Source organism: Pontixanthobacter luteolus, assembly GCF_947494915.1.
In the GTDB taxonomy this organism is placed as follows: domain Bacteria; phylum Pseudomonadota; class Alphaproteobacteria; order Sphingomonadales; family Sphingomonadaceae; genus Pontixanthobacter; species Pontixanthobacter luteolus.
The window spans coordinates 375,205-399,547 of record NZ_CANLWR010000002.1 but is presented as its reverse complement, the minus strand read 5'-3'; the positions used below and the strand labels follow the sequence as shown (position 1 = coordinate 399,547).

The following is a 24,343-nucleotide window of genomic DNA, read 5'->3' as shown; positions in this document are numbered from 1 at the left end:
GGACCTGACTGGGTTCCCTTCATTGGGGACTTGGTTAGGTCCGGCCCTTTTCTATTTTTTGGAGGACTTTTTCAAAGTTTCTTGATCACTTGGCTTGGAGCCAAGAAAATACCTTGATCCCATGCAATCCGCTCTCTCGATAACTTTGGTTCATCTAGCGATGGATCGAAACATAAATAGCTACCAGATCGCATTAAACTGCTCGTTGCAAGCCAATGCGTCCCTGCTGCCTCTTGGATAACCAAACCTCCGTTTGCATCGAAGCAGCGCCATGCGTTCCGGCTGTAAGCAGAAATTTGAAATGCTCGTTTGCGGAACGCTATCGCTCTGAGCCCTGCTCGCTGGCGAGAAGACAGTGCATTGAAAGCCTCTGCAATCATAAGGTCTGTATAGCCACAATCAGGTCCAGCAATCTTAGCGGCAGTTAAACGCCCATGTTTTTCGATCGCTCTGAGAAGTTGATAAAACAGCTTTTCGGTGGCTGACTCATACTCTCTGCCCGAAAGTACGGTCGCCAAATGAGTGGTAGCATATAACCCGCAAAACCCATCGAGTTTGCCTTGGTGAAGGAATGTCATTCTACACTCATAACGACGATATTGAGTCTCAGAAATTTACAGACAGTCACTGGATTCAGGATCAAGTCTGCTGGCTCCCTCCGGCTCTAAGAAGTTTGGCTAGCTTCTTTCTCAACAGCGCACGCCGAAGCTTGTAGAACTTGTTGAAGCGATCAAAATCAAGCGGCATCTCTGCCGTAATGTGGTTTTGCAATAGGAAGCTATCTTGGTCGGCTTTGCCCGGATATGTATCGCTCAACCAATCAGCGAAAGGTTTTGCACTTTTCTCGATGTTTTGCGTCTCCTGCATCAATTGAAGGTTTGCGAGTTCGTTCACGCGGGCGAGGTACTTATCAATTTTCTCATCGCTCATCCCTTCTTTTTTCAAAAGTTTCTTTTTGAACAGTGACTTCGGATGGATGTGGTCCTGATGATATTTGAAACTCTTGTTCAGTCCGGGATACAACAGTGAAAGCGTACTGAATGTGATTGCGTGACCGTATTTTTGGTCGAGCAGGTTGTCGATATCGTCCTCACTAAATGCGATCGATTTACGGCGGCCTTTATAGTATTCTATAATCTGCCGAAGCGGGAATTCGCCAGTGTTCTCATTGATGAGATCGCGCATTTTCGGATAGATCGAGTCGGGCTGCCCGCCGAAGGTGCCCTTGAGCAAGACCCTGGCCAGCCATTCTTTGATGGCAAGCCTGTCAGCTTCACGGCTTCCTGAATGCAGGATTTTGTCTCCGAACCCATTCTTGTAGATGTAGTAAGCGATTGGAATGACGGTGTTGGTCGCGCGCAGGTTGTCTCGGCTGTATCCAAATTTTGCAATGAGCTGGATGGCAGAGCGCATTGCGCTGCTGATTTTGTCCCAGTTCTGCTCAATCACAGCCATGTTTTCTTTGGTAAAGTTGTCGACCATGAATTTTACGTCGAAATCGGAAAGAACGAGGCAAGCCTTGAGGACGATATCCTTGTTGAAATTGAACCCGTCACCGAGCCCGTTAATCTCATCAACGAACTCGTGAATCACCTCACGGGCATCACGCTCTTCCCACTGCGCTGTAGCGATCGACAGCAGCAAGTCGGAATAGCTGAGCTTGGTCCCACCGCTGTTAATACGGATGAAAATCTGGAGAACTTTATCAAGCTCTTCACCCTTTTCGAGATAGTAGCTGATTGTACCCTTCTGATGGACTACATTGGCGAATAAATTAAGGGTATTGTTGGCAAATTTGGACTCTTCTTTGGAATATATGGCTGTATTCAAAAGATCATTGTCAACCAGATAGTCAGACACTTTACTCGGCTCGTCGAACGCTAAAACATCACCGCATCGAAACCAAAACGAACCGTCTTTTTTCTCGTCAAATTCTTCTTCGGTCAGAAACTTAAAATCGTACTCTGCTTCGAGCTCGTCGGATGGCTTTAATAGATTGAGATAGAGGCGCTTAACAGGGAAACCGTTTTCGCTATCCCAGCTGTAATATGGTGCTTTCTTTGCGTAGCTTCCAGTCAGGGCGATGTACAAGGAAGTGAGCCGTTGTTGTCCATCGAGCAAAGCGATAACCGACTCATCGCTGCCTAAATCAGCCTTCTCGTTGTGCGTTCTCTTCTTCTGATGGTAGTGATTCAGAAATTCATAAAACTGGAAGTCTTTGATCTTGCCCTTGTCCACCTGCCAGAACAGAAAGGTGCTGATCGGGTAATCTCTCATAAGCGAGTCGAACAACGTCTCAATCTGATCAGTATCCCATACAAACTCTCGCTGGATTGAGGGAAGAACGTATTGCTTCTTTCGGATACGATCGATCGCTTCTTTGATCGTTATCGGTGTTTGATATGCCAATTCTATTTCCCTCGTTCGCTCGCAATGCTTCGAATTACGAAACAAATCCAAATGCTTCAAACAAAAAAGCCGTGCTGCTCAGCTATGCACAATGCAGGTATGGCGCAGGTCACTTTTGTGAATTTTAGTGTGCCAAAGTGGTTTCAGTAGAAAAAGTCTAATTGCAGAACTCACCACCGTTTAGGAACCGCGTGGGCCATTGATAAAATGCCACTCCGGATCAGGTCGACACCATTGACAATATTTACCTTTACCGAAAGCACCCTTTGCTTTGGTAATGACGAGGTCGAGAGTTCAATTCTCTCTAGCAGCACCATCACTTCCGCTTAGTGTTAGAACGGTTCCCTACGGGGAGTGCGTAAAGCTTGGTGCCTGTGTCGGTATCGGGTGGGTGATGCTTGTGACGCAACCAGGTCCTGTTCCCGCGACAATTCCGCATCAGCGCATACTCGGATGGGGGGGAGCCTCTAACGGGTCGCTAGCAGATTGTCCGCTTTGCTGAGGAAGTTTGCGCAAGCCGAATTTCCGCTAACGGCCCGATTGCGGACCCTGTGTATCGGACGTCCTCGGCCTTCGCATGACAGCCTGTTGGCTCCCGCATTTCCGCCCGCGACATTTCTGACCAAGACCACAGGCCCACGCTTGCACAAGAGTGGAGTCTATGTTCTCGTCGGATATGATCTTTGAAAAATAGGGGCACTTCATGAGAAATTTCGCAGTGGGTGTGATCGCTCCAGGTCTCATGCTTTTGCCATTGCCTCTCCTTGCCCAAGAGGACGATGGTGTGGGCACGGCGGAAATGGTCATGACGACGACAGCCGAGGCTAATGCCGAAGCTCATTTCCTCGAAGGCCTCGCGCTGCTGCATAATTTTGAATATGCTCGGGCGGCTTCCGCTTTCAAAGCGGCTCAAATGGCCGACCCTCAATTCGTCATGGCCTATTGGGGCGAGGCAATGACGCATAATCATCCGCTGTGGGAACAACAGGATCGCGATGCCGCGCTTGCGGCGCTGTCAAAGTTGGGGTCCACGTCCGGGCATCGAGCGAAAAGTGCTCGCTCGGCAAAGGAGCAACAATGGCTTGCTGCCGTTGAAGCGCTGTACGGAGAAGGATCCAAGCAAGACCGCGACCTCGCCTATCTGGAAAAGATGCGGGACATGTACGCAAGCGAAAAGACGGATATCGACGCGCGGGCGTTTTACGCGTTGGCAATCTTGGGATCATCGCATGGCGGTCGGCAAATACCACTTTACATGAAGGCCGCTGGGATACTGGAGGAAGGGTTCGTGACCCATCCGTCTCACCCAGGAATTCTTCACTACCTAATCCATTCCTACGATGACCCGGTGCATGCGCCGCTAGGGGAGCGTGCAGCCGCCCGCTACGCCGCAATCGCACCCGACGCTGGTCATGCACAACACATGGTCAGTCATATCTTTCACGCCTTGGGAAATTGGGAAGCATCCGAGACGGCCAACATCAACGCCGACGCAGTGGTGGATCGACAGCGAATTGCTATGGGCAGGGAGCCAACCGATTGCGGTCATTACAACGAGTGGCTCGCCTATTCTCTTGCGCAGCAAGGCAAGGATGCAAGCCCGATTGTCGAGGGCTGTCGCGCGGAAGCTGTCGCCGAATTTGGCAGGGCAGACGAATTCGGCCGAACTGGAGGATGGAGATCAGCGAGCAGCAGCTACGCTAACATTGCGCTGCATTGGGGCATCGCCAGCGGAGAGTGGCCTACCCCTGTTTCTTGGCCTCCCGATAATTTTCTTAAGGCGCAATTCAACATGGCATATGCGGAGTTGCTAAAGTCACGCGGAGATTCCGACGCGGTCGTGGCAGCGCAATCCGAAATGGAAAGGCTATACGCTTCTCTTATGGATGCTCTCCCAAGCGAGATGCCTGATGAGAAAACCCTTCCGGCCTGGGCTGAACGTACCATCGCGCAAGGGCAAGCCATCATGACGCTGGAAGGCGGCGACATCGAACAGGGTCTTGCCCTGCTTAGGGCTGCCGCCGAGGCGGAAGCCGAATTGCCCGTTGTCTTCGGGCCGCCTGCAATCGAGAAGCCAAGTTGGGAATTGCTTGGCGAGGAACTCCTCGCGCTCGGTCGTTACAAAGAGGCTGGCCAGGCATTCGAGAAGGCGCTGGCATTTTCGCCTGGTCGCCTCTTGGCAAGACAAGGTCTGGAAACAGCCGGCAGGGCCGCTGCCCCCGGCTCGTAGGTCCGGATAAATTATCAGGGTCGCATCAAGCAATTCTCGGCTCAGGGGCTGTCATCCGTGAAGCGGCCCAATGGCGGTTGGAAATCGAGCCTGTCAGGACTTCCACTTTCCCCCCTTGATTTGCGGACATGGGCGAACTCTGTTCTAAACGGCGGGCAGGCGGTCGCATCTCGGCTTGCAAAAGGAGGTTTCCTTGTCGGCACTTGCATTCATCGCCGCGCTTGCGTCTTCGGCTCCGTTCGCGAGCGCCACTCTCCCGCTGCCACCCGAGCTTCGCGAAAGTGCCTCGATCGTCTCGCTCGACAGCGAAGGCAATGTCACCGCTCTGCGAAGCGGAGATGGCAAGATGGTCTGTATCGCTGACCGGCCAGACGACGTAACTTTCGATGTCCGCTGCTACCATCGCGACTTCATCCCCTATTTGTATCGCGTTAGGCGGCTTTCCGCTGAAGGCATTTCCCGGGCAGACATCGACGCACGCATCGAGCAGGAGATGGAAGCGGGCACGTTCCACATGACCATGAGACCGACCGCCGGTTATCGCATGCTAGGCCCAATCACGGCGCTCACGAAGGACGGTACCGCCTGGACCGACGAGATGTGGCGGTGGCAGTCAATACACATCCCCAATGCAACGGCGGAAGATCTAGGATTTGTCACAGAGGAAGATCTGGGGCTTGTCACGGGGGATGAGGCGTTGATGCCATATGTCATGGCGAGCGGCGATCTCTGGTCACATGTGATGATCAATTCGCCTCCCGAATAGTCAACGGTTCAGCGGCTAGGCCTATGTCCGCTCCCACCCTCAGTTCGAGACTAATTTGCCGAGCTCGCGACGCGCCGGGAGCGGACGGGCAGCTAACGACCCGATTGCGGACAGTCTATTGCTGAACTGCGTTTGAGGGTAGCGGCCGAGTTGGTGCATGCCATATTCCGGCCAACCATGTATTGAGTGGGTGTGAAACCCAAGATACTCACAACCATACGTGACTACTCGTGGAGTCAGTTCGGGGCCGACGCTCTTGCCGGTGTGACCGTTGCGCTCGTCGCACTTCCGCTCAGTATTGCCATCGCAATTGCGTCAGGCGCGCCACCTGCTGCCGGCTTGGTAACAGCGATTGTGGCCGGGTTTCTAATTTCGGCTCTTGGCGGCAGCCGGGTGCAGATCGGCGGCCCGACCGGAGCGTTCATCGTGGTGGTCTACGCTATCATCCACGAGCATGGCTTTGACGGCTTGCTGATTGCCTCGGTGATGGCAGGGCTGATCCTCTTGCTGGCGGGCCTCCTGCGTGCGGGGCGCCTTATTCGCCACGTTCCCGAAGCGGTCATCGAAGGATTTACGATTGGCATCGCGGTGGTGATCGCGATCAGCCAGCTCAAGGATCTTGCTGGGATGACCGGCCCCGCATTGCCTGCCGACTTTGTGCCAAAACTTGAAGTCCTCTGGGCGATGCGGCAGTCCATCGATCCTGCAAGCATCGCAATGGGCGTTGGCGCAGTGGCGGCAATCTTGATCCTGCGCCGTCTGGCACCACGAATACCGTGGCTGGTGCTGGTGGTGGTGCTCGCCAGTGTTGCGACGGCGCTTGGCTTTGCTCCGGTAGAGACGGTGAGCGCGAGATATGGCGCGCTGGCAGATACCTTCCCGATGCCGTCGCTTCCGAAAATCAGTGCTGACCAACTGGTAGCGCTGCTTCCGTCAGCACTCACTATTGCTTTTCTTGCGGGGATAGAATCCCTCCTCTCCGCAATCGTAGCAGACCGGATGATCGGCGGCGCTCACCGTTCGAATGCGGAGCTGATCGCACAAGGGGCCGCCAACATTGCCTCGCCGCTCTTTGGAGGCCTGCCAGCGACCGGCGCGATTGCCCGCACGGCAACCAATGTGAATGCCGGCGGACGCACACCAGTTGCTGGGATGATCCATGCCCTTGTCGTTCTGCTTGTCTTGCTCTTGGCAGCGCCAATTGCAGGCGCACTCGCATTACCTGCACTCGCAGCCTTGCTGGTCGTTACTGCCTGGACGATGAGCGAACCGCACCGCTGGCCGGATCGATTGCGGTTGCCCAAGGCTGACCTGGCTTTGCTTCTAGGGACCGCTGCAATGACGGTGCTGGTAGACCTCACCGTCGCCATTGCGGTCGGGACGATGATCGGACTTGCCCTCAGGCTTTCGCGTGGAGAGATAGTGGCACCGCGCTGGCACACCCCGTTCCGCTGGGGCGGAGACAAACGGGAGGATTGACCCGCCAGGGCTTGGGTCAGCTGTTGTCCAGTAACATGCGGCCGCTAGCAGATGCTCAGCTTTGCTGGACCTGCATTTGTCTGGAGCGGCGGCGATTTCATTGCGCAGAGAACCATCTGCCCTCAAATATAACGCCGTGTATCTGCACATCGTTCAGCGCTTTTGCGCCGCTCGCAAAAGGGTCGCGGTCCAGCACAACAAAGTCCGCTTTTTTCCCAGAAGCAATACTGCCGACCTGATCATCGAGCCCGATGACCTGCGCCGCCTCGATCGTTATCGCACGAAGCGCCTTCTCCAGGCTAAGCCGCTCCTGAGGAGCCTTCTCATTGCCTTCAAGGGTAATCCGGGTGCTGGCGACCCACGCCAGATAGAGCGGGTCAATCGGGGCCATATTGAAATCGCTGTGAAGACCAAGCGGCACCCCTTTGCGCTCAAGGGAGCCGAGCCGGTTCATCTGGGCCGCACGATCAGGCCCAAGGCCGCTTCGCGCATAGGCATCACCAAGGATGCGGATGTAATTCGGCTGAGCGGAAACCATCAATCCCATTTCGCCAATGCGCCGGTTCTGCGCTTCGGTTGAATAGCCCAGATGTTCGAGCACGCGGTCCTGCGCTTCGCGTTCCGGGAGGCGTTCGAGAATGCCAAGCAAGACATCAGCGCCTTTGTCCCCGTTGACATGCGTGTGCAGGCTCCAGCCCGCGTCCCAGAAACGCTTTGCCTGTTCCTCAAGAACGTCCGGTTCGGTAATCCATTTGCCTTCGTGGCCATCGCTGTAGCCGGGCGGGTTCATCTGCATGAACTGGGCAAAGAATGCCCCGTCAGCGAACAGCTTTACGCGGTCCGAGAAGAAGAATTTCTCGCTCCCATATTTACCGCTCGTTCTTGCTAGCCAGTCATTCGGGTCGCCTTCGACCGATGGAGCAACCGGTATCGCGAGGATGCGTGAAGGCGTGTCATCCTGGTCATAAAAGCTCTTGAACAGCGGCGCTTCCGCTTCGATCCCGCCGAAACCGCCAAAAGCAAGATCGGCGCTTGTTGTGACGCCGTTCTCCAGCATCATCTGGCGCATCTCGACCAGGCCCTGCTGCATTTTCTGCGGAGAGAAGAGGTAAGGGCGCAACTTCTCGACACCATTGAACAAGGCTGTTTCATGGATAACGCCGGTCGCAAAGTCGGCATGCGACGGGTCGATGCCGGGGCGATCAAATTCGGCTACGAAAGCCTTCTGCGTCCCGATGTCGAGCAATTCGAGCGCTTTGGTGTTGGCAATGATTTCATGGAAACTGCGCTGCCAAATAACAACCGCACGATCGGGCGCGATTGCATCAAGCTTCTGCCGGGTCATCTCGCCATGAAACAGGCGGTGATGCCCCCAAGTGATGAACAGCTCTTCCTCGCTTTCGGCAAGCGCTTCACGCAGCCGCGCATCGTATTCCTCCTCGCCTTTAACGCCGGGATAATGGCGCCCCGGCAAATCCCACGCCTCCGGACTGATAAATGGAAGCGGCAGCATCATGATCGTCTGCATCGGATGGATATGAGGCTCGACGAAGCCTGGCATGAGGACTTGCGATGCAAATTGGCGGTCGACCGTTACGCGCCGTCCATCGGTCCACGGTGCGAGCTCTTCAAGGTTCTGTGCAACCGCGACGACGATGCCATCGGAAACAGCAACATATTTGGCTTGCGGATAGCCGGGCTCCATCGTGATGATTTTGGCGGCCTCGTAAACGACGATGTCGTCATAGGTTGAGGCGATTGGCTCACTCTTCGCATGAACCGGGCTGACGGCCGCGAGACACGCGACCATTACGACCAAAAACCAATATCTCATGCCCCAAATCCTCTCACGCCTTAGCTAGTCGATCGCGTGCTTCTGGGCAAATATGCGATGATCGCAGGCACCGCGATTGCACCCTATTTGACGGCGCTTGAAGGCGGCAGGAACCGGCCTTTTCGCGGACCATCTGGTATGCACCTGTCCGGCTTAGTCCCATGAAAGCCGCTCGCTACAGCCTGCCGTTTCTGCAGGGATGACGCAGGTCGATTGCTCCAAACCTGATGGGACAAGAGTTCAATTCTCTGTGGCAGCACCAATCCCTGAAAATCTATGATGCCAAAAGGCGGCGGCGATGTTGATCGCAGCCAATGCGGCAATTGCGGTCCAGAATACCGTGCCCAGCTGCCCGCCGGCAAGTCCGACCGGCGAAAACAGCAGGTAGCAAGCGGCCACCGCAGACAGCAGCAGAATTGCGGTCGGCACAGCCCCCGTCCACGGTGTCAGGTCTACCTTTGCCTTTGGCGTCCGATCGTTGGCAGGCGCGCTGCGCGGCCATATCCAGCTGCATACGAACATGATCGCGATCTCTGCCGCGAACAAGACGGCATAGAGATGGATGAAATGCATTGTGATCACGTCATCCAGCGCGAACCGGATCAGCCCGTAAGCAGTCACGTGGAATATAATCACCAGCTTGGCGCCGATGGCGGGGACGCGGCGAGTGAACAGCCCGGCCAGCACGATTGCGATGATCGGAATGTTGTAGAACCCGGTAAAGATGCGGATGATCTGCCACAGCCCCTCGGGCGCGAAATACAGCATGGGTGCCGCAGCAAAAGAGAACAGCGCGACCGCAACGCTGGCCCATTTGGCGACCGACACCACTGCCTCTTCCGGCAGCGCCCTGCCGCCGCGCATGGCCGGAAGGATATCCAGGCAGAACAGGGTGGCGGCGCTGTTCACCAGCGAGTTGAAGGAGGAGAAAACCGCGCCAAGCAGGACCGCCAGAAACAGACCCATCAGCCAGATCGGAAGTAGGTCGCGAACCAGTTGCGGATAGGCGAGGTCGATGGTGGCGAGGCCCGGCCCGTAGAGGTGATAGGCGATGATGCCGGGGATCATCATCAGGAACGGCACGAGCACCTTGAAGAAGCCGGACAGCAGCACGCCTTTCTGCCCTTCGGCCAGCGACCGTGCAGCCAGCGTCCGCTGGATCACGTACTGGTTGGTGCACCAGTAGAACAAATTGGCGATAATCATCCCGGTGAAGATCGTGCCGAACGGCGTCGGGTCATCAGCGCCGCCAATGGCATTCAGTTTCTCCGGATGGTCGCTGGCAAGCCGGGTCAGCCCGTCAACAAATGCGCCCCCGCCGATGGCAAAAATGCCCAGCGCCAGCACGAGCGTTCCAACCACGAGCAGGCCGATACCGTTGATCGTGTCCGACACCGCAACGGCCTTCAGCCCGCCAAACACCGCATAGATGGCACCGGTGATCCCGATCACCAGAACCATGATCACGAGCGCGGGAAATTCGCCGATCCCGAACAATGCCGGCACATCGAAAATCTTCATCACCGCGAGCGATCCGGAATATAGCACCGAGGGGATGGTCACCAGTCCGTAGCCAAGCAGGAACAGCACCGCCGACATTTGCTGGACCTGCGTATCGAAACGGCTTTTGAGAAATTCGGGCAGGGTCGTAAACGCGCCAGCGAGGTACCGGGGCAGGAATATCAGCGCCATGATTATGGTCGAAACGGCGGCCGTCACTTCCCACGCCATCGACGACATATTGTAGCCATAGGCAGACCCGTTGAGGCCGATCAATTGTTCGGCAGACAGGTTGGTCAGCAGCAGCGAACCGGCGATGAAAACTCCGCCAAGGCCCCGCCCGGCGAGGAAATAACCCTCGCTTGATCCAGCGCTGCCGCGTGTCATCCGCCATGATATGAAAGCCACGAGCGCCATAAACGCAAGGCAGCTTGAAAGCGTCAGCATCAGGTCGGTGTTGTTCAGTTGCCCTCTCCCCCGCCGGACCTTGCCAGCTTTGGCCGCACGGGCAATAGCACGGCAAAAGAATTGCCCGACTGGAGAGAATGCCATGGATTTTGCCCTCAGCGACCAGCAACGCGAATTGCAGGAGGCCGCGCGAAAATTCGCCCGCGCCGAACTGCCCGATCTGGCGCGAGAGCTTGAGAAAGAAGACAAACCGGTGCCGCATGACATGCTCCTCCGGTACGGCGAGCTGGGCTTTCTCGGGGTGAACCTGCCTGAGCAATATGGCGGGTTGGGGCTGGGCCATCTCGATGCGCTGCTGGTGCTGGAAGAATTCGCGCAGGTTTCCGTCGCGGTCGCGTTTCCTGTGTTCGAAGCCCTGACAGGCCCGGTCAGAACAATCGAACAATTCGGCTCTGACGATCTCAAGGCGAAAATCCTGCCCGAGGTTATTCGCGGCGAAAAGATCGTCGCCGTTGCGATGTCCGAACCCGATGCCGGAACCGCGCTGACCGATCTGACCACCACCGCCCGGATCGATGGGGACACGATTGTGCTGAATGGCCGCAAACGCTGGAGCTCGGGCGCCAGCCATTCGGACTATTACATCACGTATTGCCGGTTCGACGGGATCGAGGGCGCCAAGGGCATCGGTGCTGTGCTGTGTCACAAGGACGACGCCGGTGTCAGCTTTGGCAAGCGCGAGGAATTGATGGGTTTTCGCGGCATCCCCTCGGCCGATATTTTCCTCGACCATGTCCGCGTGCCAGAGGGCAATCTGATCATCGGGGCGGGCGGCTTTGGCAAGCTGATGAGTGCATTCGGGCTGGAGAGGTGCGGCAACGCGACCATGGGGCTGGGCGTGGCTGCGGCTTCGCTGGAAGATGCGCTCGCCTATACGCAGGAACGCAAAGCTTTCGGCAAACCGATCGTAGATTTTCAGGCGGTGCAGATGAAGCTCGCTGAAATGGCGATGAAGGTCGATGCCGCGCGCCTGCTGATATGGCGCGCTGCAGCCAATGCGATGAGCGAGGAAAACGGCGGGCTTCCGACCGTGTATGAAAGCAGCCTCGCCAAATGCTTCAGCAACGAAATCGTGCGCGAGGTTACGCAGCTGGGCGTGCAGGTGATGGGCGGATACGGCTATTCCAAGGAGTACCCGATGGAACAGCGTCTGCGTGACGGGTTCGCCTGGGGAATTGCCGGCGGTACCACCGATGTCCAGAAAACCAACATCACGGCGGCCATGATCGGAAGGCGGTTCAACCAGCGTAGCTGATCGCCGCGGCCGCCCGGTATCGTCTCTTGTGTTTGACAGCCGTATTAGCCATGTAATGCACTATGGACGACACCGAAGACACGCTCACCCCGCTGCACCCAAATCATGTAAAACTCATGCGGGTTATCGCGTTGTTGGTCGCGGTACCTTTCGTGATCGCTTCGCTGGTGCTGGAAGTGTCGCGTGTGCTGCCCGTCGGGTTCTTTGTGGTGCCGGTGGTTCTGGTCGCAGCCTTTCTCGTGATCCGGGTGCCGCTGAGGCGTTATCACGCACGCGGGTATGACATGGGGGGGGACCGTCTGCGCGTCGTGCGCGGCATATTGTTTCATTCAGATACCGTGGTCCCGTTCGGGCGGATCCAGCATATCGATGTGGACCAGGGGCCGCTGCAACGGTTTTACGGGCTTGCGACGCTGACCGTTCACACGGCGGGCACGCACAACGCATCGGTCCATCTCCCGGGCCTCGCGAACGAAGACGCTGCTGCGATGCGCGAGACCATCCGGGCCCATATCCGGCGGGAAACGATCTGAGCGTGGATCAGGCCGCATCCATGCAATCCGGCACGCCCCAGCACACCCATGTGCTGGGTTTCGCGGTCAAGGCGGTGCAGGGTATGCAGAACGCTATCGTCCCGATGGCGGCTGCGTATTTCTCCATGAGCGATCAGCCATGGGCCGTTTTTGCCGCGCTGGGCATCGGCGCATTGATTGGACTGCTGTCTGCGGGGATGAGCTATCTCGGCTGGCGGCGGCTGACCTACACGGTCGGTGCAGAGGATATCCGCGTCGAAAGCGGCATATTGTCACGCGCCGCCCGCTCCGTTCCCTATGAACGAATCCAGGATGTTAGCATTGAGCAAGGTCTGATCCCGCGGATGTTCGGGCTGGTCCAGGTCAAGTTCGAAACCGGGGCAGGCGGTAAGGATGATCTCGCGCTGAGTTTTCTTTCCGAAGGCGAAGGCGAACGGCTGCGCGAAGTCATCAAGGCGCGCAAGGACGATGCCGAAGCCGCGGTAGTTCCCGCCGGTGCCGGGCAGGACATACAAGACGCGATGGCAGAGCGAGCTGCGCCCGAACCCGCAGAAGTCCTGTTCTCGATGGATGAGAAACGGCTGGTTACATTCGGGCTGTTCGAATTTTCGCTGGCCGTATTCGCGGTACTGGCCGGCTTGTTCCAATATGCCGAAACCTTCGCCTCGGTTGAATTGTGGGATCCTGAATTCTGGGAATCGTGGCTCGCCGGACCGGGAAGTTGGCTGTCGACCCTCGGGCCAGCAGCGCAGATTCTGGGCCTGATAAGCGGACTGGTAACGCTGGCGATCGTCGGCTCTGCCACCGGGCTGGTACGGACAGTTCTAAGGGATTGGGGTTTTGTCCTCGAGCGCACACCCAAGGGCTTCCGCCGCCGCCGGGGGTTGCTGACCAAAACCGATGTCGTCATGCCGGAACGGCGGGTCCAGGCAATTACCATGACCACGGGCTTCATTCGCCGCCGCTTTGGCTGGCACGGCCTGAAATTCGTCAGTCTTGCGCAGGATAGCGGCTCTGCCAGCCACGATGTTGCGCCTTTCGCTAAACCGGTGGAAATCGCGCCGATCGCGCGAGCGGCAGGCTTTGCCATCCACCCGGCAGATGGCACCCACTGGCACAGGGGCAGCAGAAAATTCAGGTTTGACAGTGCGGTGATCGAGTTGCTGTTCCTCTGCCTGGTCGCTGCGGTTGTCGCTACAGCGCTTGCGATATCGGGCAAGGGCTCACCCTTCTATGCTCTCATCATCGCTGCATTGGGATTGGTGCTGGCCTCGAGGCAAATGTTCCTGTGGCGTTTCGATTACAACGCGCTCGACCCGAACATCCTTTTCATCAAGCGCGGTTGGCTTGCGCCAAAGCTGGAGGTTGCATCCAGGGTGAAGCTGCAATCGGTCGAGATTGCCCGGGGACCGATTGCGAAATGGCGCGGTTATGCAACGCTCAGGCTGGGCCTGGCCGGGGGGACGCTGCAACTGGAAGGTCTGCCGATTGATCGCGCGCGAGAACTGCGCACCGCGATCGTCACCAGTATCGGGGCAACCGATTTCTCCGAACTCGGCCGCTAGGCGCGCAAATCCGACCACGCCGGGTTTTCATCGAATTTGCGTGCGACATAGGAACATTGCGGATCGATCTTGAAGCCATGCTCGCGCGCGTCTGAAACGAGTGCGTCGACCAGTTGCGCGGCCACCCCGCGGCCGCCAATCGGTTTGGGAACCAGCGTGTGTTCCGCCACCCGTGCATCGCCGCGTTCGATCCACGTCAGCCGCCCGATTTCCTCATGCCCGTCGACATGCGCGTGATACTCGCCCTCGGTTCCTTCATCGTGGCGTGAGATGGTAACCTGCAATTCGGCTGCATTGTTCAAATGATGTCTCCTTCTTGCGCTCAACGCCCGGTTCACTACAGGCGTTCCTGATGACACGCGCAAAGCAATTCCTTTCGGACAATGCCGCCTCGGTTCACCCGCGCTTGTGGGATGCGATGAAGGCCGCAGACGGGCCTGATTCTCCCTATGATGGTGACAGTGTTTCACAGCAGATGGATGAGGCGTTCACCGATCTGTTCGGCCGCGAGTGTACGGCGCTGTGGGTCGCCACCGGCACTGCGGCCAATTGCCTTGCGCTGGCCAGCATGGTCCAGCCGCATGGCGGGGTGGTGTGCCACCGGGAAGCGCATATCGAAATGGACGAAGGGGGCGCGCCGGGCTTTTACCTGCACGGCGCCAAGCTGCTGCTGGCTGAAGGGGAAAGTGCGAAGATCACGCCGGACACGATTACCGACGTTATCGGTCCGATCCGCGATGATGTGCACCAGGTCCAGCCGCATGCGATCTCTATCACGCAGGCGAGCGAATATGGCTGTTCCTATCGCGCAGACGAAATTGCTGCGATCGCGGAATTGGCCAAGAAGCGCGGCCTGGGGCTGCATATGGATGGGGCACGGTTCGGCAATGCTTGCGCATTCCTCGGCGGATCGGCTTCCGATGCAGCGGGCGCGGTCGATGCGCTGAGCTTTGGCTTCGTCAAGAATGGCGGCCTCAGCGCAGAGGCGATTGTATTTTTTGACGCCGGCCTGGCGGATGTCGCCCGCTATCGCCGCAAGCGGGCCGGGCATCTGCAAAGCAAGGGCCGCTATCTTGCAGCGCAGATCCTCGCCATGCTGGAAGGCGATCTTTGGCTCGACAATGCGCGCAGTGCCAACGCCGCGGCGCAGGAAATCGCCAAGGCTGCCGCAGACCGGTTGATGCATCCAGTCGAAGCAAACGAGATATTCCTGCGCTGCACCGCCGAAGAACGCGGGGCACTTCGCGCAGAAGGGTTTGAATTCTACGATTGGGGCTCCGATGCCGCGCGGCTGGTGACGGCCTGGAACACCCCGCAGGAAGATGCGCTGGCGCTCGCGCAGTCCATCGCCAGACTATGACCGACGCCAATCCGCACACTCTGCTCAGACCGCAGATCGCGCTTCCGTTTGCGCTTGTCGCGCTGATCTGGGGCAGCACGTGGTATGTCATTACCGGCCAGATCGGCGAAGTGCCGGCCAGCTGGTCGATTGCGTGGCGGTTTGCCCTTGCAACCCCGGCCATGTTTCTGGTTGCGGTTATCATGCGGAAAAGCCTTGCCATCGGCCGCGCGGGACACCTGCTCGCCATGTTCATCGGCCTCACGCAGTTTTGTCTGAATTTCAATTTTGTCTACCGGGCGGAACTGCATCTAACCTCGGGCGTGGTGGCGGTGATGTTCGGCCTGCTGATGGTGCCCAATGCGCTTTTTGGAAGGGCGATTCTGGGGCAGCCGGTGACCTTGCGATTCCTGCTGGGCAGTCTCGTCGCGATTGCGGGCATATCCATGCTGCTGCTGCATGAAGCGCGTGTTTCCCCGCTTGGCGGCAATGTCGGCATCGGCATCCTGCTGGCCATCGGGGGTATTCTGGCGGCATCCATCGCCAACGTAGTTCAGGCGAATGAAACAGGCCAAAAGCTTTCAATGCCCCCCTTGCTCGCATGGTCGATGCTGTACGGCACGGTCATCGACTTCGCGCTGGCATGGATAACCGCCGGGCCGCCGGTTATTCCGATGCGGTGGGAATACTGGGCCGGGGTGGCATGGCTGGGCCTTGCCGGATCGGTTGTTACCTTCCCGCTATATTACACCATCGTCCGCCAGATAGGCGCAGGACGCGCGGCGTATAACAGCATCGCCGTTATCATCGTCGCCATGCTGATCTCGACCTTTGTCGAGGGCTATCAATGGTCATGGCTGTCGGCATCGGGCGGGGTGCTGGCAATCTGCGGGATGGTGCTGGCGCTTAGGGCGCGGCGTGCGCCGCCCCCTCCGCTGGAGCCGATGTCAGAACCCTAGCGAGTCATTCCGCGTCGAAAATTGCGCGCAGCCCCTGACGGTAGGTCGCATGGCGCGGTTTCCAGCCGAGCACCCGCTTGGCCTTGCCATTCGCGACCCGGCGGTTTTCCGCGTAAAATCCGCGCGCCATCTGTGACAGCCCGGCTTCGTCAAGCGTCTGAAGCGGCGGCAGCTGGGCACCGAGCAAGCGGCAAGCCTCCTCTATCACGGCATTCTGTGCGCAGGGGAGGTCGTCAGAAAGATTGTATGCCCCCGCTGGCGCATCAAGCCCTGCGATCACGCCGGAGACGATATCATCGACATGGATGCGGCTGAACACCTGCCCGGGCAGGTCGATGCGGTTTGCCTTACCCTCGCGCACCCTGTCGAATGCGCTTCTGCCGGGACCGTAAATGCCGGGCAGCCTGAATACGCGTGAGCCCATTTCGAGCCAGCGCTGGTCGCATTCAGCGCGCGCCGTCCGGCGGCCTGTGCCTGTCTGCGCGCTTTCATCGACCCACGCGCCCTGTGCATCGCCGTATACCCCGGTCGAGGAAAGATAGCCGAGCCAGCGCCCATCGACCGCTTTGCCGTAGGCATCGAGAACCGGGTCGCTACCCTCTGATGGCGGAACCGAGGAAAGGACATGCGTCGCGCGGGCAAGACCCGCGCGCACCAGGTTTGCATCGGCGAAATCTATATTCCCCGCACTGCCGGTTGCATCGACAGTCCATCCGCGTTGCCGCAACGCGTCGGCAATGCGGGTGGCGGTGTAACCAAGACCGAATATGAACATTTGCGCCATAGCGGCGTTGTAGGGATTGGACCCTCAAAAGAAAGCACCTAGATACCCATATTATGGACATTGTAACCAACCCAGAGATGGCGGATGCCGCCCCGACCCCGCACGAACCGCCGGTAATCAGGCGGGAGGATTACAAACCGTTTCCATGGCTCATTCCGGAAATCGCGCTTGATTTCGATCTGGGGCTTTCGGCGACACGGGTTGTTTCGAAGCTGACGGTTGTCCGCAATGCCCGTGCCGACGCGTCGCCGACAATCCGGCTGAATGGTGACGGACTGCAATTGCAGTCGGTCAAGGTTGACGGGCAGCCGGTAACCGACTGGTCCATGGACGGCGACGATTTGATGCTGCCGCTTTCGGGTGAAGCGCACGAGGTCGAGATCGCGACGGAAATTGATCCGTCGTCCAATTCGCAATTGATGGGGCTTTATGCATCCGGCGGGATGCTGTGCACCCAGTGCGAGGCAGAGGGTTTCCGCCGGATCACTTTCTTCCCGGACCGGCCCGATGTCCTTTCGACCTATACGGTGCGAATGACTGGCTCGAAGGCTGCGTTTCCGGTGCTGCTTTCCAACGGCAACAAGGTCGCAGAGGGCGGCGGTGAAAATGGCACGCACTGGGCCGAATGGCACGATCCATGGCCAAAACCATCCTATCTGTTCGCGCTTGTGGCGGGCGACCTTGTCGCCAATCACGACAGTTTCACCACCATGTCCGGCCGCGACGTCGAATTGGCGATCTATGTCCGCGAAGGCGATCTCGATCGTACCGGTCACGCAATGCGCTCGCTCATCAAATCGATGAGGTGGGACGAGGAGACATTCGGCCGCGAATACGATCTCGATGTGTTCAATATCGTCGCGGTCAGCGACTTCAACATGGGCGCGATGGAAAACAAGGGCTTGAACGTCTTCAACACCAAATACGTTCTGGCCGATCCCGACACCGCAACCGATGCCGATTTCGACGGCGTTGAAGGGGTGATTGCGCACGAATACTTCCACAACTGGTCGGGCAACCGGATCACGTGCCGTGACTGGTTCCAGCTCAGCCTGAAAGAAGGTTTTACCGTGCTGCGCGACCAGCTGTTCAGCCAGGACATGCAGGGCGAAGCGGTGAAGCGGATCGAAGACGTACGGATCTTGCGCAGCGTGCAGTTTCCGGAAGATTCCGGTCCGCTTGCCCATCCGATCCGCCCGGACAGCTTCCGCGAGATATCCAATTTCTACACCTCGACCATCTATAACAAGGGCGCCGAAGTCATCCGGATGATGCGCACCATGTGCGGGCCAGAGGCTTTCCGAAAAGCGACCGATCTGTATTTCGAACGGCATGATGGTGAAGCCGCCACGTGCGAGGATTTCATCACCGCGATGGAGGATGGTGCTGGGCTGGACCTGACCCAGTTCCGTCTGTGGTATTCGCAGGCAGGCACACCGAAAGTTGACGTCGCGCTGTCCCATTCAGGGGACACGGCGACGCTGACATTGAAACAGAATACACCGGCCACCCCGGATCAGCCGGGCAAGAAACCCATGCCGATACCGCTGAAGATTGCTCTGTTTGATCGCGACAGCGGCACCCATCCGGGCGAGCAGCTGGTGATCTTCAGCCATGCGGAACAAAGTTTCGAGTTCGGCGGGTTCGCTTCCAAGCCGGTTTTGTCGATCAATCGCGGTTTCTCCGCACCGGTCACGATCGAACGCGACATCGAGGACGGGGAACTGGTGTTTCTTGCAGCCAAGGATGACGATTCCTTCGCCCGTTACGAAGCGATGCAGGATCTGGTCGTACGCCACCTTACCGCAGCATCGGGTGGCGGCCTCGATGATGCAGATCGCGAGAGCGGGCGCGAGGCAATTGCGACAGCGTTTGGCGCCATCTTGCGCGATGAGGCGCTTGACGATTCGATGCGCGGCGAACTGGTGATGCTGCCCAGTCAGACGTATCTGGCGGAGCAGCAGCTTATCGCCGATCCGTCGCGAATCCACGAGGAACGCGAAGGACTGAAGGCGTGGCTGGGCAAGCGTTTCGAAAATGAGCTGGTGCAATTGCATGGCCGCACATCCGCAATCGCCTTCGATCTCGGGCAGGAAGCGCGCGGCGCACGCAAGGTGAAAACGCAGGCGCTGGTCTATCTGGCTGCCGGCAATCCCGAGCTCGCTTCGGAAATGGCTGCAACGCAATATGATGCAGCGGACAACATGACCGACAGGCAGGGCGCGCTGATGGCCCTCACCGGCCTGCGAACGGCTGCTCGAACAGATCGGCTGATCGATTTCCATCGCCGTTATGCGGACAATGAACTGGTGGTCGACAAGTGGTTCGCGCTGCAGGCCTCTTCGCTCCACCCCTCTGCAATTGAACATGTGAAAGCGCTGGCGGATCATCCCGATTTCAATATCCGCAACCCGAACCGGGTGCGTTCGCTCTACATGGCGTTTGCGGGCAATCCGCACGCCTTCCATGTCGAGAGCGGCGAAGGTTACCGGATCATCGCCGACCTGATTCTCAAGCTCGACCCGATCAACCCGCAGACAGCGGCTCGGTTTGTCCCGTCACTGGGTCGCTGGCGCCGGGTTGAACCCGGACGCGCCGCATTGATGCGCGGAGAGCTGGAGCGCATTGCCGAGGCAAAGAGCCTGTCGCGCGATACGTTCGAACAAGTGTCTCGCTCGCTCGGCTGAACCTCATGCCCGACGTCGAAGTCATAAGCGCGAAGTGCCTGAACGGTGTCGCCCACGGTTTTCTCGGCCGCGGCGGGGGCGTATCCGAAGGAACGGCGTCCGGGCTTGATGTCGGCTTCGGTGGTCCGGACGATGGGGAGGCTGCAGCGCGCAATCGTCAGATCGCCATAGATGCGGTTCTGCCGGGCGCTGATCTTGCCATGGTGGAGCAAATTCATTCCGCCAAGGCTGTGATCGTCGATGGCCCGGTTTCTTCTGCGCAGCGCCAGCAGGCGGATGCGCTGGTCACAGACCGGGCCGGGCTGCTGCTCGGCATCGTCACTGCAGACTGCGCACCGGTCCTGTTTGCCGATACCGAGGCCGGCGTTATTGGCGCTGCTCACGCCGGTTGGCGCGGCGCGCATGGCGGCGTGGTAGAGGCGGCGGTAGAAGCGATGGAGCGCATTGGCGGGGACAGAAAGCGCATCCGTGCGACAATCGGCCCCTGCATCGCTCAGCCCAGCTACGAAGTGGACGGCGATTTCCGCAAGCAATTCGAACCCAGCGATTCGCAATTCTTCGCCGCAGGCAGGGCGGGGCGCTGGCAGTTCGATCTTTCAGGCTACGTCCACGGCAGGCTTCGGTCGGCCGGCATCGGTGAAATCGAAGCTGTTGGCCTCGACACATATGCCGAACCAGACCGGTTTTTCTCCTTTCGCAGGGCGACACATCGTGGGGAGGCGAATTACGGCAGGCAGTTCAGCCTGATCGGAATGCCATCCACGGGTTGACCCCGGATACCGGCCCGCACGGACCCAGCTTGCACGGTTCGCACCGCATGCATGTGTGCAAACCTTGCAACAAACCGAACCGATAGTGCCAAAAAGGCGGTTGGCAGCGCGGGCAATCGCGTCTATCAGCGCGCCCAAACCGGCATTGGCGGGATGCGTGCGCGCACCTGCCATTGAACCGAGACGCGGGGCTCTTCAAATGGATTGTCCAGTGGAACGGAAAGGTTGATTGGTATTGTTAAGCCTCGCGATTGTTGCGGGGCAGTTGCAGGGCAAGGCAGGCTAATGGCTGATACGACTGGCACCGCGACACCCGAAGCGGCCGTAGAGCACGGCGAAGACGGGGTTCGTCGGCGCGACTTCATCAACATCGCGGCAATTGGCGCTGCTGGCGTCGGCGGGGCAAGTGTCTTGCTGCCGCTCATCAGCCAGATGGCGCCTTCGGAAGATGTTCTCGCAGAGAGCAGCACCGAAGTTGACATTAGCGCGATCGAGCCTGGACAGGCGATCAAGGCGATTTTCCGCAAGCAGCCGCTGTTCGTGCGCCGCCTAACGGAAAAGGAAATTGCCGAAGCGGGTGCAGTTAATGCAGGTTCGCTTCGTGATCCGCAGACCCTGGAAGAGCGGACCAAGGAAGGTCACCGCGATATCCTCGTCACCATGGGTGTTTGCACCCACCTCGGCTGCGTGCCGCTGGGTGCTGCCGAAGGTGAAGTTAAGGGTGAGTTCGGCGGTTACTTCTGCCCGTGCCACGGTTCGCATTACGACACCGCTGGCCGCATCCGCAAAGGTCCTGCACCGACCAATCTTGAAGTGCCGGAATATGTATTCACCTCCGACACCGTCATTCAGGCCGGGTAAGAGAGAAGAGAAGCGTTATGAGTTACCCTTGGGCACGTGAATATGAGCCGAAGACCGGTCTGACGAAGTTTCTCGATGAGAAACTGCCTCTTCCGCGTCTCGTCTACAACGCGGTCGGTGCCGGATACCCGGTCCCGCGCAACCTCAGCTATATGTGGAATTTCGGCGTTCTCGCCGGGTTCTTCCTGGTCGTGCAGATTGTCACCGGCATCGTGCTGGCAATGCATTACGCCGCAAACGCCGAAGTGGCGTTCGCGACGACCGAGCACATCATGCGCGACGTAAACTGGGGCTGGCTGATGCGTTATGCGCACGCCAACGGCGCCAGCTTCTTCTTCATTGTCGTCTACATCCACATCTTCCGCGGGCTGTTCTACAGTTCCTACAAGGCACCGCGCGAAATGATCTGGCTTCTGGGCGTTGTCATCTTCCTGTTGATGATGGCCACCGCTTTCATGGGTTACGTTCTGCCATGGGGCCAGATGAGCTTCTGGGGCGCCAAGGTTATCACCGGCCTGTTCGGGGCAATCCCGCTGGTGGGTGAACCGCTCCAGGTATGGCTGCTTGGCGGATTTGCGCCGGATAACGCCGCGCTGAACCGTTTCTTCAGCCTGCACTTCCTGCTGCCATTCGTGATTGCCGGCGTTGTTATCCTGCACATCTGGGCGCTGCACATCCCCGGTTCTTCCAACCCGACCGGTGTCGAAGTGAAGAGCGAGAGCGATACGCTCCCGTTCCACCCTTACTACACCGCGAAAGACGGTTTCGGACTGGGCGTCGTGCTGCTGTTCTTCATGGCGATGGTGTTCTTCCTTCCGAACGCTTTGGGCCACCCGGACAACTACATCGAAGCCAACCCGCTGGCCACGCCTGCGCACATCGTGCCCGAATGGTACTTCTGGCCGTTCTACGCGATCCTGCGTGCGTTCACTGCCGACTTCATTCTGTCGGCAAAGCTGTGGGGCGTTATCGCGATGTTTGCATCGATCCTGGTATGGTTCTTCCTGCCATGGCTCGACAAGTCGCCGGTTCGTTCGGGTCATTACCGCCCGATGTTCCGCAAGTTCTTCTGGTTCGGCCTGATCCCCGCAATGATCGTTCTGTTCATCTGCGGCGGTGCACCGGCTGAAGAGCCATACGTGATGGCCAGCCAGATCGCGACTGCGTACTACTTCCTGCACTTCCTGGTGATCCTGCCGCTCATCTCCTCGCTAGAGAAGCCAGAGCCGCTGCCCTATTCGATCACCGAAGCTGTGCTGGGTTCCGACAAGAAAGCCGTTCTCGGCGAAAACACGACGCCAGCTGTCTGAGCACGAGAGAAAGATAAGATCATGATCCGTATTCTTGGTGCCCTTATCGGTCTTGGATTTACCGTCGTAGTCCTGTGGGCCTTCGGTAACGGCGCATACAGCGCCATGACAGAAGATGTTGCCGCAACCGCCGAGCACGAATTCTACCTTTCGCCGAAAGACGTGGATTTCCAGCATGAAGGCGCCTTCGGCACCTGGGATCTCGCGCAGGTTCAGCGCGGCTATCAGGTGTACAAGGAAGTTTGCGCTGCCTGTCACTCGATGAAGTTTGTCGCTTTCCGTGACTTTGCGGAAATCGGTTACACGGAAGAAGAGGTCAAAGCTCTCGCAGCCGAGGTTCAGGTTCCGGGCATCGATCCGAACACTGGTGAAGCCACGATGCGCGCCGGCGTCCCGACCGACTACTTCCCGTCGCCATACCCTAACAAGGTTGCTGCCGCTGCGGCTAACAACAATGCGATCCCGCCAGATCTTTCGCTGATGACGAAGGCTCGCGGCCACGGTACCGAGTATGTCTACTCGCTGCTGACCGGCTATGGCCCGATCCCGGAAGAACTATCGGAAGAATTCCCTGAATTCACCACCCCGACCGGGCTGTATTTCAACCAGTACTTCCCGAACCTCAACCTCGCGATGGCACCGCCGCTGACAAGCGCAGGGCAGGTGACCTATGCCGACGGGACCGAGGCGACTGTCGACCAGATGGCAAAGGACGTTTCTGCGTTCCTGACCTGGACCGCGGAACCGACCCTGGTGAAGCGCAAGCAGACCGGCTGGCCGGTTCTCGGCTTCCTTCTGTTCGCGACTATTCTGGCGTTCATGTCCAAGAAGTACGTCTGGTCGTCGGTGAAGCCAAAAACAGAAGACTGATCGACCAGCGATTAGCTTTCTTGCCCAATTCAAGCGCCCCTCCATCCCTGTGATGCGAGGGGCGCTTTCGTTTCTGACTGGCGAATTCTCTCGCCAGCCATGCCGACTCCGCTATCCAGATACTGCCGACAGGGAGATCCACCGATGACGCCAGACGAAATCAAGCAACTGATCCGAACCGTGCCTGATTTTCCCAAGCCGGGGATCCAGTTCCGCGATATCACGACCCTGATCGGCCACGGGCCCGGGCTCGCCGCGACTGTCGAGCATCTTTCGCAACGGGCCGCTGACACCGGGGCGGAGGCGGTTGCCGGTATGGAAGCGCGCGGCTTTATTTTTGGCGCTGCTGTATCAGTGCGTCTCGGGCTGCCGTTCATTCCGGTCCGCAAGCCAGGCAAGCTGCCGATTGAAACGATCGGTGTCGATTACGCGCTGGAATACGGAACCGACCGGCTGGAAATGGACCCTGCGGCCGTCAGCGACGGCCAACGCGTGGTAATCGTCGATGATCTGATCGCGACCGGCGGCACGGCCGAAGCGGCGGTCAAGCTGATACGCAGTGCGGGTGCCTTGGTGGAGGATGCGCTGTTCGTGATCGATCTGCCCGACCTTGGCGGATCAGAGCTTTTGCGCGGGTCCAAGGTAAACGTATCATCGCTGCTGGAGTTCGCAGGCGACTAGCCCTATTCTGATTTCGATCAAATCTGAACTCAAGGAAGTTTGA

General features: G+C 58.3%; 20 protein-coding genes. 14 read left to right on the top strand and 6 right to left on the bottom strand.

The features are described from left to right. Positions 1-71: 71 nt before the first annotated feature. Both PO778_RS10785 and PO778_RS10780 read right to left on the bottom strand, forming a co-directional pair. Complete coding sequence (locus PO778_RS10785) at positions 72-578, bottom strand: hypothetical protein (protein WP_271439630.1); 507 nt, start codon at positions 576-578, stop codon at positions 72-74. A 61-nt stretch (positions 579-639) separates the two neighbouring features. After that, positions 640-2,409 (bottom strand): DUF262 domain-containing protein, encoded by a 1,770-nt coding sequence (locus tag PO778_RS10780; protein ID WP_271439629.1) that lies wholly within the window; start codon positions 2,407-2,409, stop codon positions 640-642. 718 nt (positions 2,410-3,127) lie between these two features. Here PO778_RS10780 and PO778_RS10775 point away from each other — a divergent pair. The 3 genes from PO778_RS10775 to PO778_RS10765 all read left to right on the top strand — a co-directional run bounded on the left by PO778_RS10775 (position 3,128) and on the right by PO778_RS10765 (position 6,884). Then, positions 3,128-4,639 carry a hypothetical protein gene (locus tag PO778_RS10775; protein ID WP_271439628.1) on the top strand — a complete coding sequence of 504 codons (1,512 nt, stop codon included), beginning with the start codon at positions 3,128-3,130 and terminating at the stop codon, positions 4,637-4,639. A gap of 193 nt (positions 4,640-4,832) precedes the next feature. Beyond that, a complete protein-coding gene (locus PO778_RS10770) occupies positions 4,833-5,405 on the top strand; it encodes a hypothetical protein (protein ID WP_271439627.1) in 573 nt (190 codons plus the stop codon). Positions 5,406-5,591: 186 nt separating this feature from the next. Beyond that, entirely contained in the window at positions 5,592-6,884 is a 1,293-nt protein-coding gene (locus PO778_RS10765) for a SulP family inorganic anion transporter (RefSeq protein WP_271439626.1), read from the top strand. A 97-nt stretch (positions 6,885-6,981) separates the two neighbouring features. Here the strand turns inward: PO778_RS10765 and PO778_RS10760 are convergent, their stop codons facing one another. Both PO778_RS10760 and PO778_RS10755 read right to left on the bottom strand, forming a co-directional pair. After that, on the bottom strand, positions 6,982-8,718 hold the full coding sequence (locus tag PO778_RS10760; RefSeq protein ID WP_271439625.1) for an amidohydrolase: 1,737 nt from the start codon (positions 8,716-8,718) through the stop codon (positions 6,982-6,984). Between the two features lie 240 nt (positions 8,719-8,958). Then, positions 8,959-10,770 (bottom strand): solute:sodium symporter family transporter, encoded by a 1,812-nt coding sequence (locus PO778_RS10755; RefSeq protein ID WP_271439624.1) that lies wholly within the window; start codon positions 10,768-10,770, stop codon positions 8,959-8,961. Here PO778_RS10755 and PO778_RS10750 point away from each other — a divergent pair. The 3 genes from PO778_RS10750 to PO778_RS10740 all read left to right on the top strand — a co-directional run bounded on the left by PO778_RS10750 (position 10,769) and on the right by PO778_RS10740 (position 14,039). Further along, positions 10,769-11,941, top strand: coding sequence for an acyl-CoA dehydrogenase family protein (locus PO778_RS10750; RefSeq protein ID WP_271439623.1), 1,173 nt, complete (start codon positions 10,769-10,771; stop codon positions 11,939-11,941). The genes PO778_RS10755 and PO778_RS10750 overlap by 2 nt on opposite strands. Before the next feature lie 62 nt (positions 11,942-12,003). Next, positions 12,004-12,474, top strand: a complete 471-nt coding sequence (locus PO778_RS10745) for a PH domain-containing protein (RefSeq protein WP_160731228.1) — start codon at positions 12,004-12,006, stop codon at positions 12,472-12,474. Between the two features lie 2 nt (positions 12,475-12,476). Then, entirely contained in the window at positions 12,477-14,039 is a 1,563-nt protein-coding gene (locus PO778_RS10740; RefSeq protein ID WP_271439622.1) for a PH domain-containing protein, read from the top strand. Here the strand turns inward: PO778_RS10740 and PO778_RS10735 are convergent. Continuing rightward, positions 14,036-14,341 carry a GNAT family N-acetyltransferase gene (locus PO778_RS10735; RefSeq protein ID WP_271439621.1) on the bottom strand — a complete coding sequence of 102 codons (306 nt, stop codon included), beginning with the start codon at positions 14,339-14,341 and terminating at the stop codon, positions 14,036-14,038. The two genes, PO778_RS10740 and PO778_RS10735, sit on opposite strands and share 4 nt — an antisense overlap. 50 nt (positions 14,342-14,391) lie before the next feature. Here PO778_RS10735 and PO778_RS10730 point away from each other — a divergent pair, with 50 nt between their 5' ends. Beyond that, a complete protein-coding gene (locus PO778_RS10730) occupies positions 14,392-15,399 on the top strand; it encodes a threonine aldolase family protein (RefSeq protein WP_271439620.1) in 1,008 nt (335 codons plus the stop codon). Continuing rightward, positions 15,396-16,337 carry a DMT family transporter gene (locus PO778_RS10725; protein ID WP_271439619.1) on the top strand — a complete coding sequence of 314 codons (942 nt, stop codon included), beginning with the start codon at positions 15,396-15,398 and terminating at the stop codon, positions 16,335-16,337. The genes PO778_RS10730 and PO778_RS10725 overlap by 4 nt, the downstream gene beginning before the upstream one ends. A 4-nt stretch (positions 16,338-16,341) precedes the next feature. On the opposite strand, the gene PO778_RS10720 is transcribed toward PO778_RS10725, so the two are convergent. Continuing rightward, entirely contained in the window at positions 16,342-17,121 is a 780-nt protein-coding gene (locus PO778_RS10720) for a Rossmann-fold NAD(P)-binding domain-containing protein (RefSeq protein ID WP_271439618.1), read from the bottom strand. Between the two features lie 53 nt (positions 17,122-17,174). Between PO778_RS10720 and pepN the strand changes: the two genes are divergently transcribed. The 6 genes from pepN to PO778_RS10690 all read left to right on the top strand — a co-directional run bounded on the left by pepN (position 17,175) and on the right by PO778_RS10690 (position 24,300). Beyond that, the gene (pepN, locus tag PO778_RS10715; protein ID WP_271439617.1) at positions 17,175-19,808 is read left to right on the top strand and encodes an aminopeptidase N; all 2,634 of its coding nucleotides are present in this window, start codon (positions 17,175-17,177) and stop codon (positions 19,806-19,808) included. Positions 19,809-19,813: 5 nt separating this feature from the next. Next, on the top strand, positions 19,814-20,578 hold the full coding sequence (gene pgeF / locus PO778_RS10710; RefSeq protein WP_271439616.1) for a peptidoglycan editing factor PgeF: 765 nt from the start codon (positions 19,814-19,816) through the stop codon (positions 20,576-20,578). Positions 20,579-20,863: 285 nt separating this feature from the next. Then, the gene (gene petA, locus PO778_RS10705; protein WP_160731235.1) at positions 20,864-21,439 is read left to right on the top strand and encodes a ubiquinol-cytochrome c reductase iron-sulfur subunit; all 576 of its coding nucleotides are present in this window, start codon (positions 20,864-20,866) and stop codon (positions 21,437-21,439) included. 17 nt (positions 21,440-21,456) lie between these two features. Then, entirely contained in the window at positions 21,457-22,749 is a 1,293-nt protein-coding gene (locus tag PO778_RS10700; protein WP_160731236.1) for a cytochrome b, read from the top strand. A gap of 21 nt (positions 22,750-22,770) precedes the next feature. Continuing rightward, positions 22,771-23,619, top strand: coding sequence for a cytochrome c1 (locus tag PO778_RS10695; protein ID WP_271439615.1), 849 nt, complete (start codon positions 22,771-22,773; stop codon positions 23,617-23,619). Between the two features lie 144 nt (positions 23,620-23,763). Further along, complete coding sequence (locus tag PO778_RS10690; protein ID WP_271439614.1) at positions 23,764-24,300, top strand: adenine phosphoribosyltransferase; 537 nt, start codon at positions 23,764-23,766, stop codon at positions 24,298-24,300. Positions 24,301-24,343: the final 43 nt, after the last annotated feature.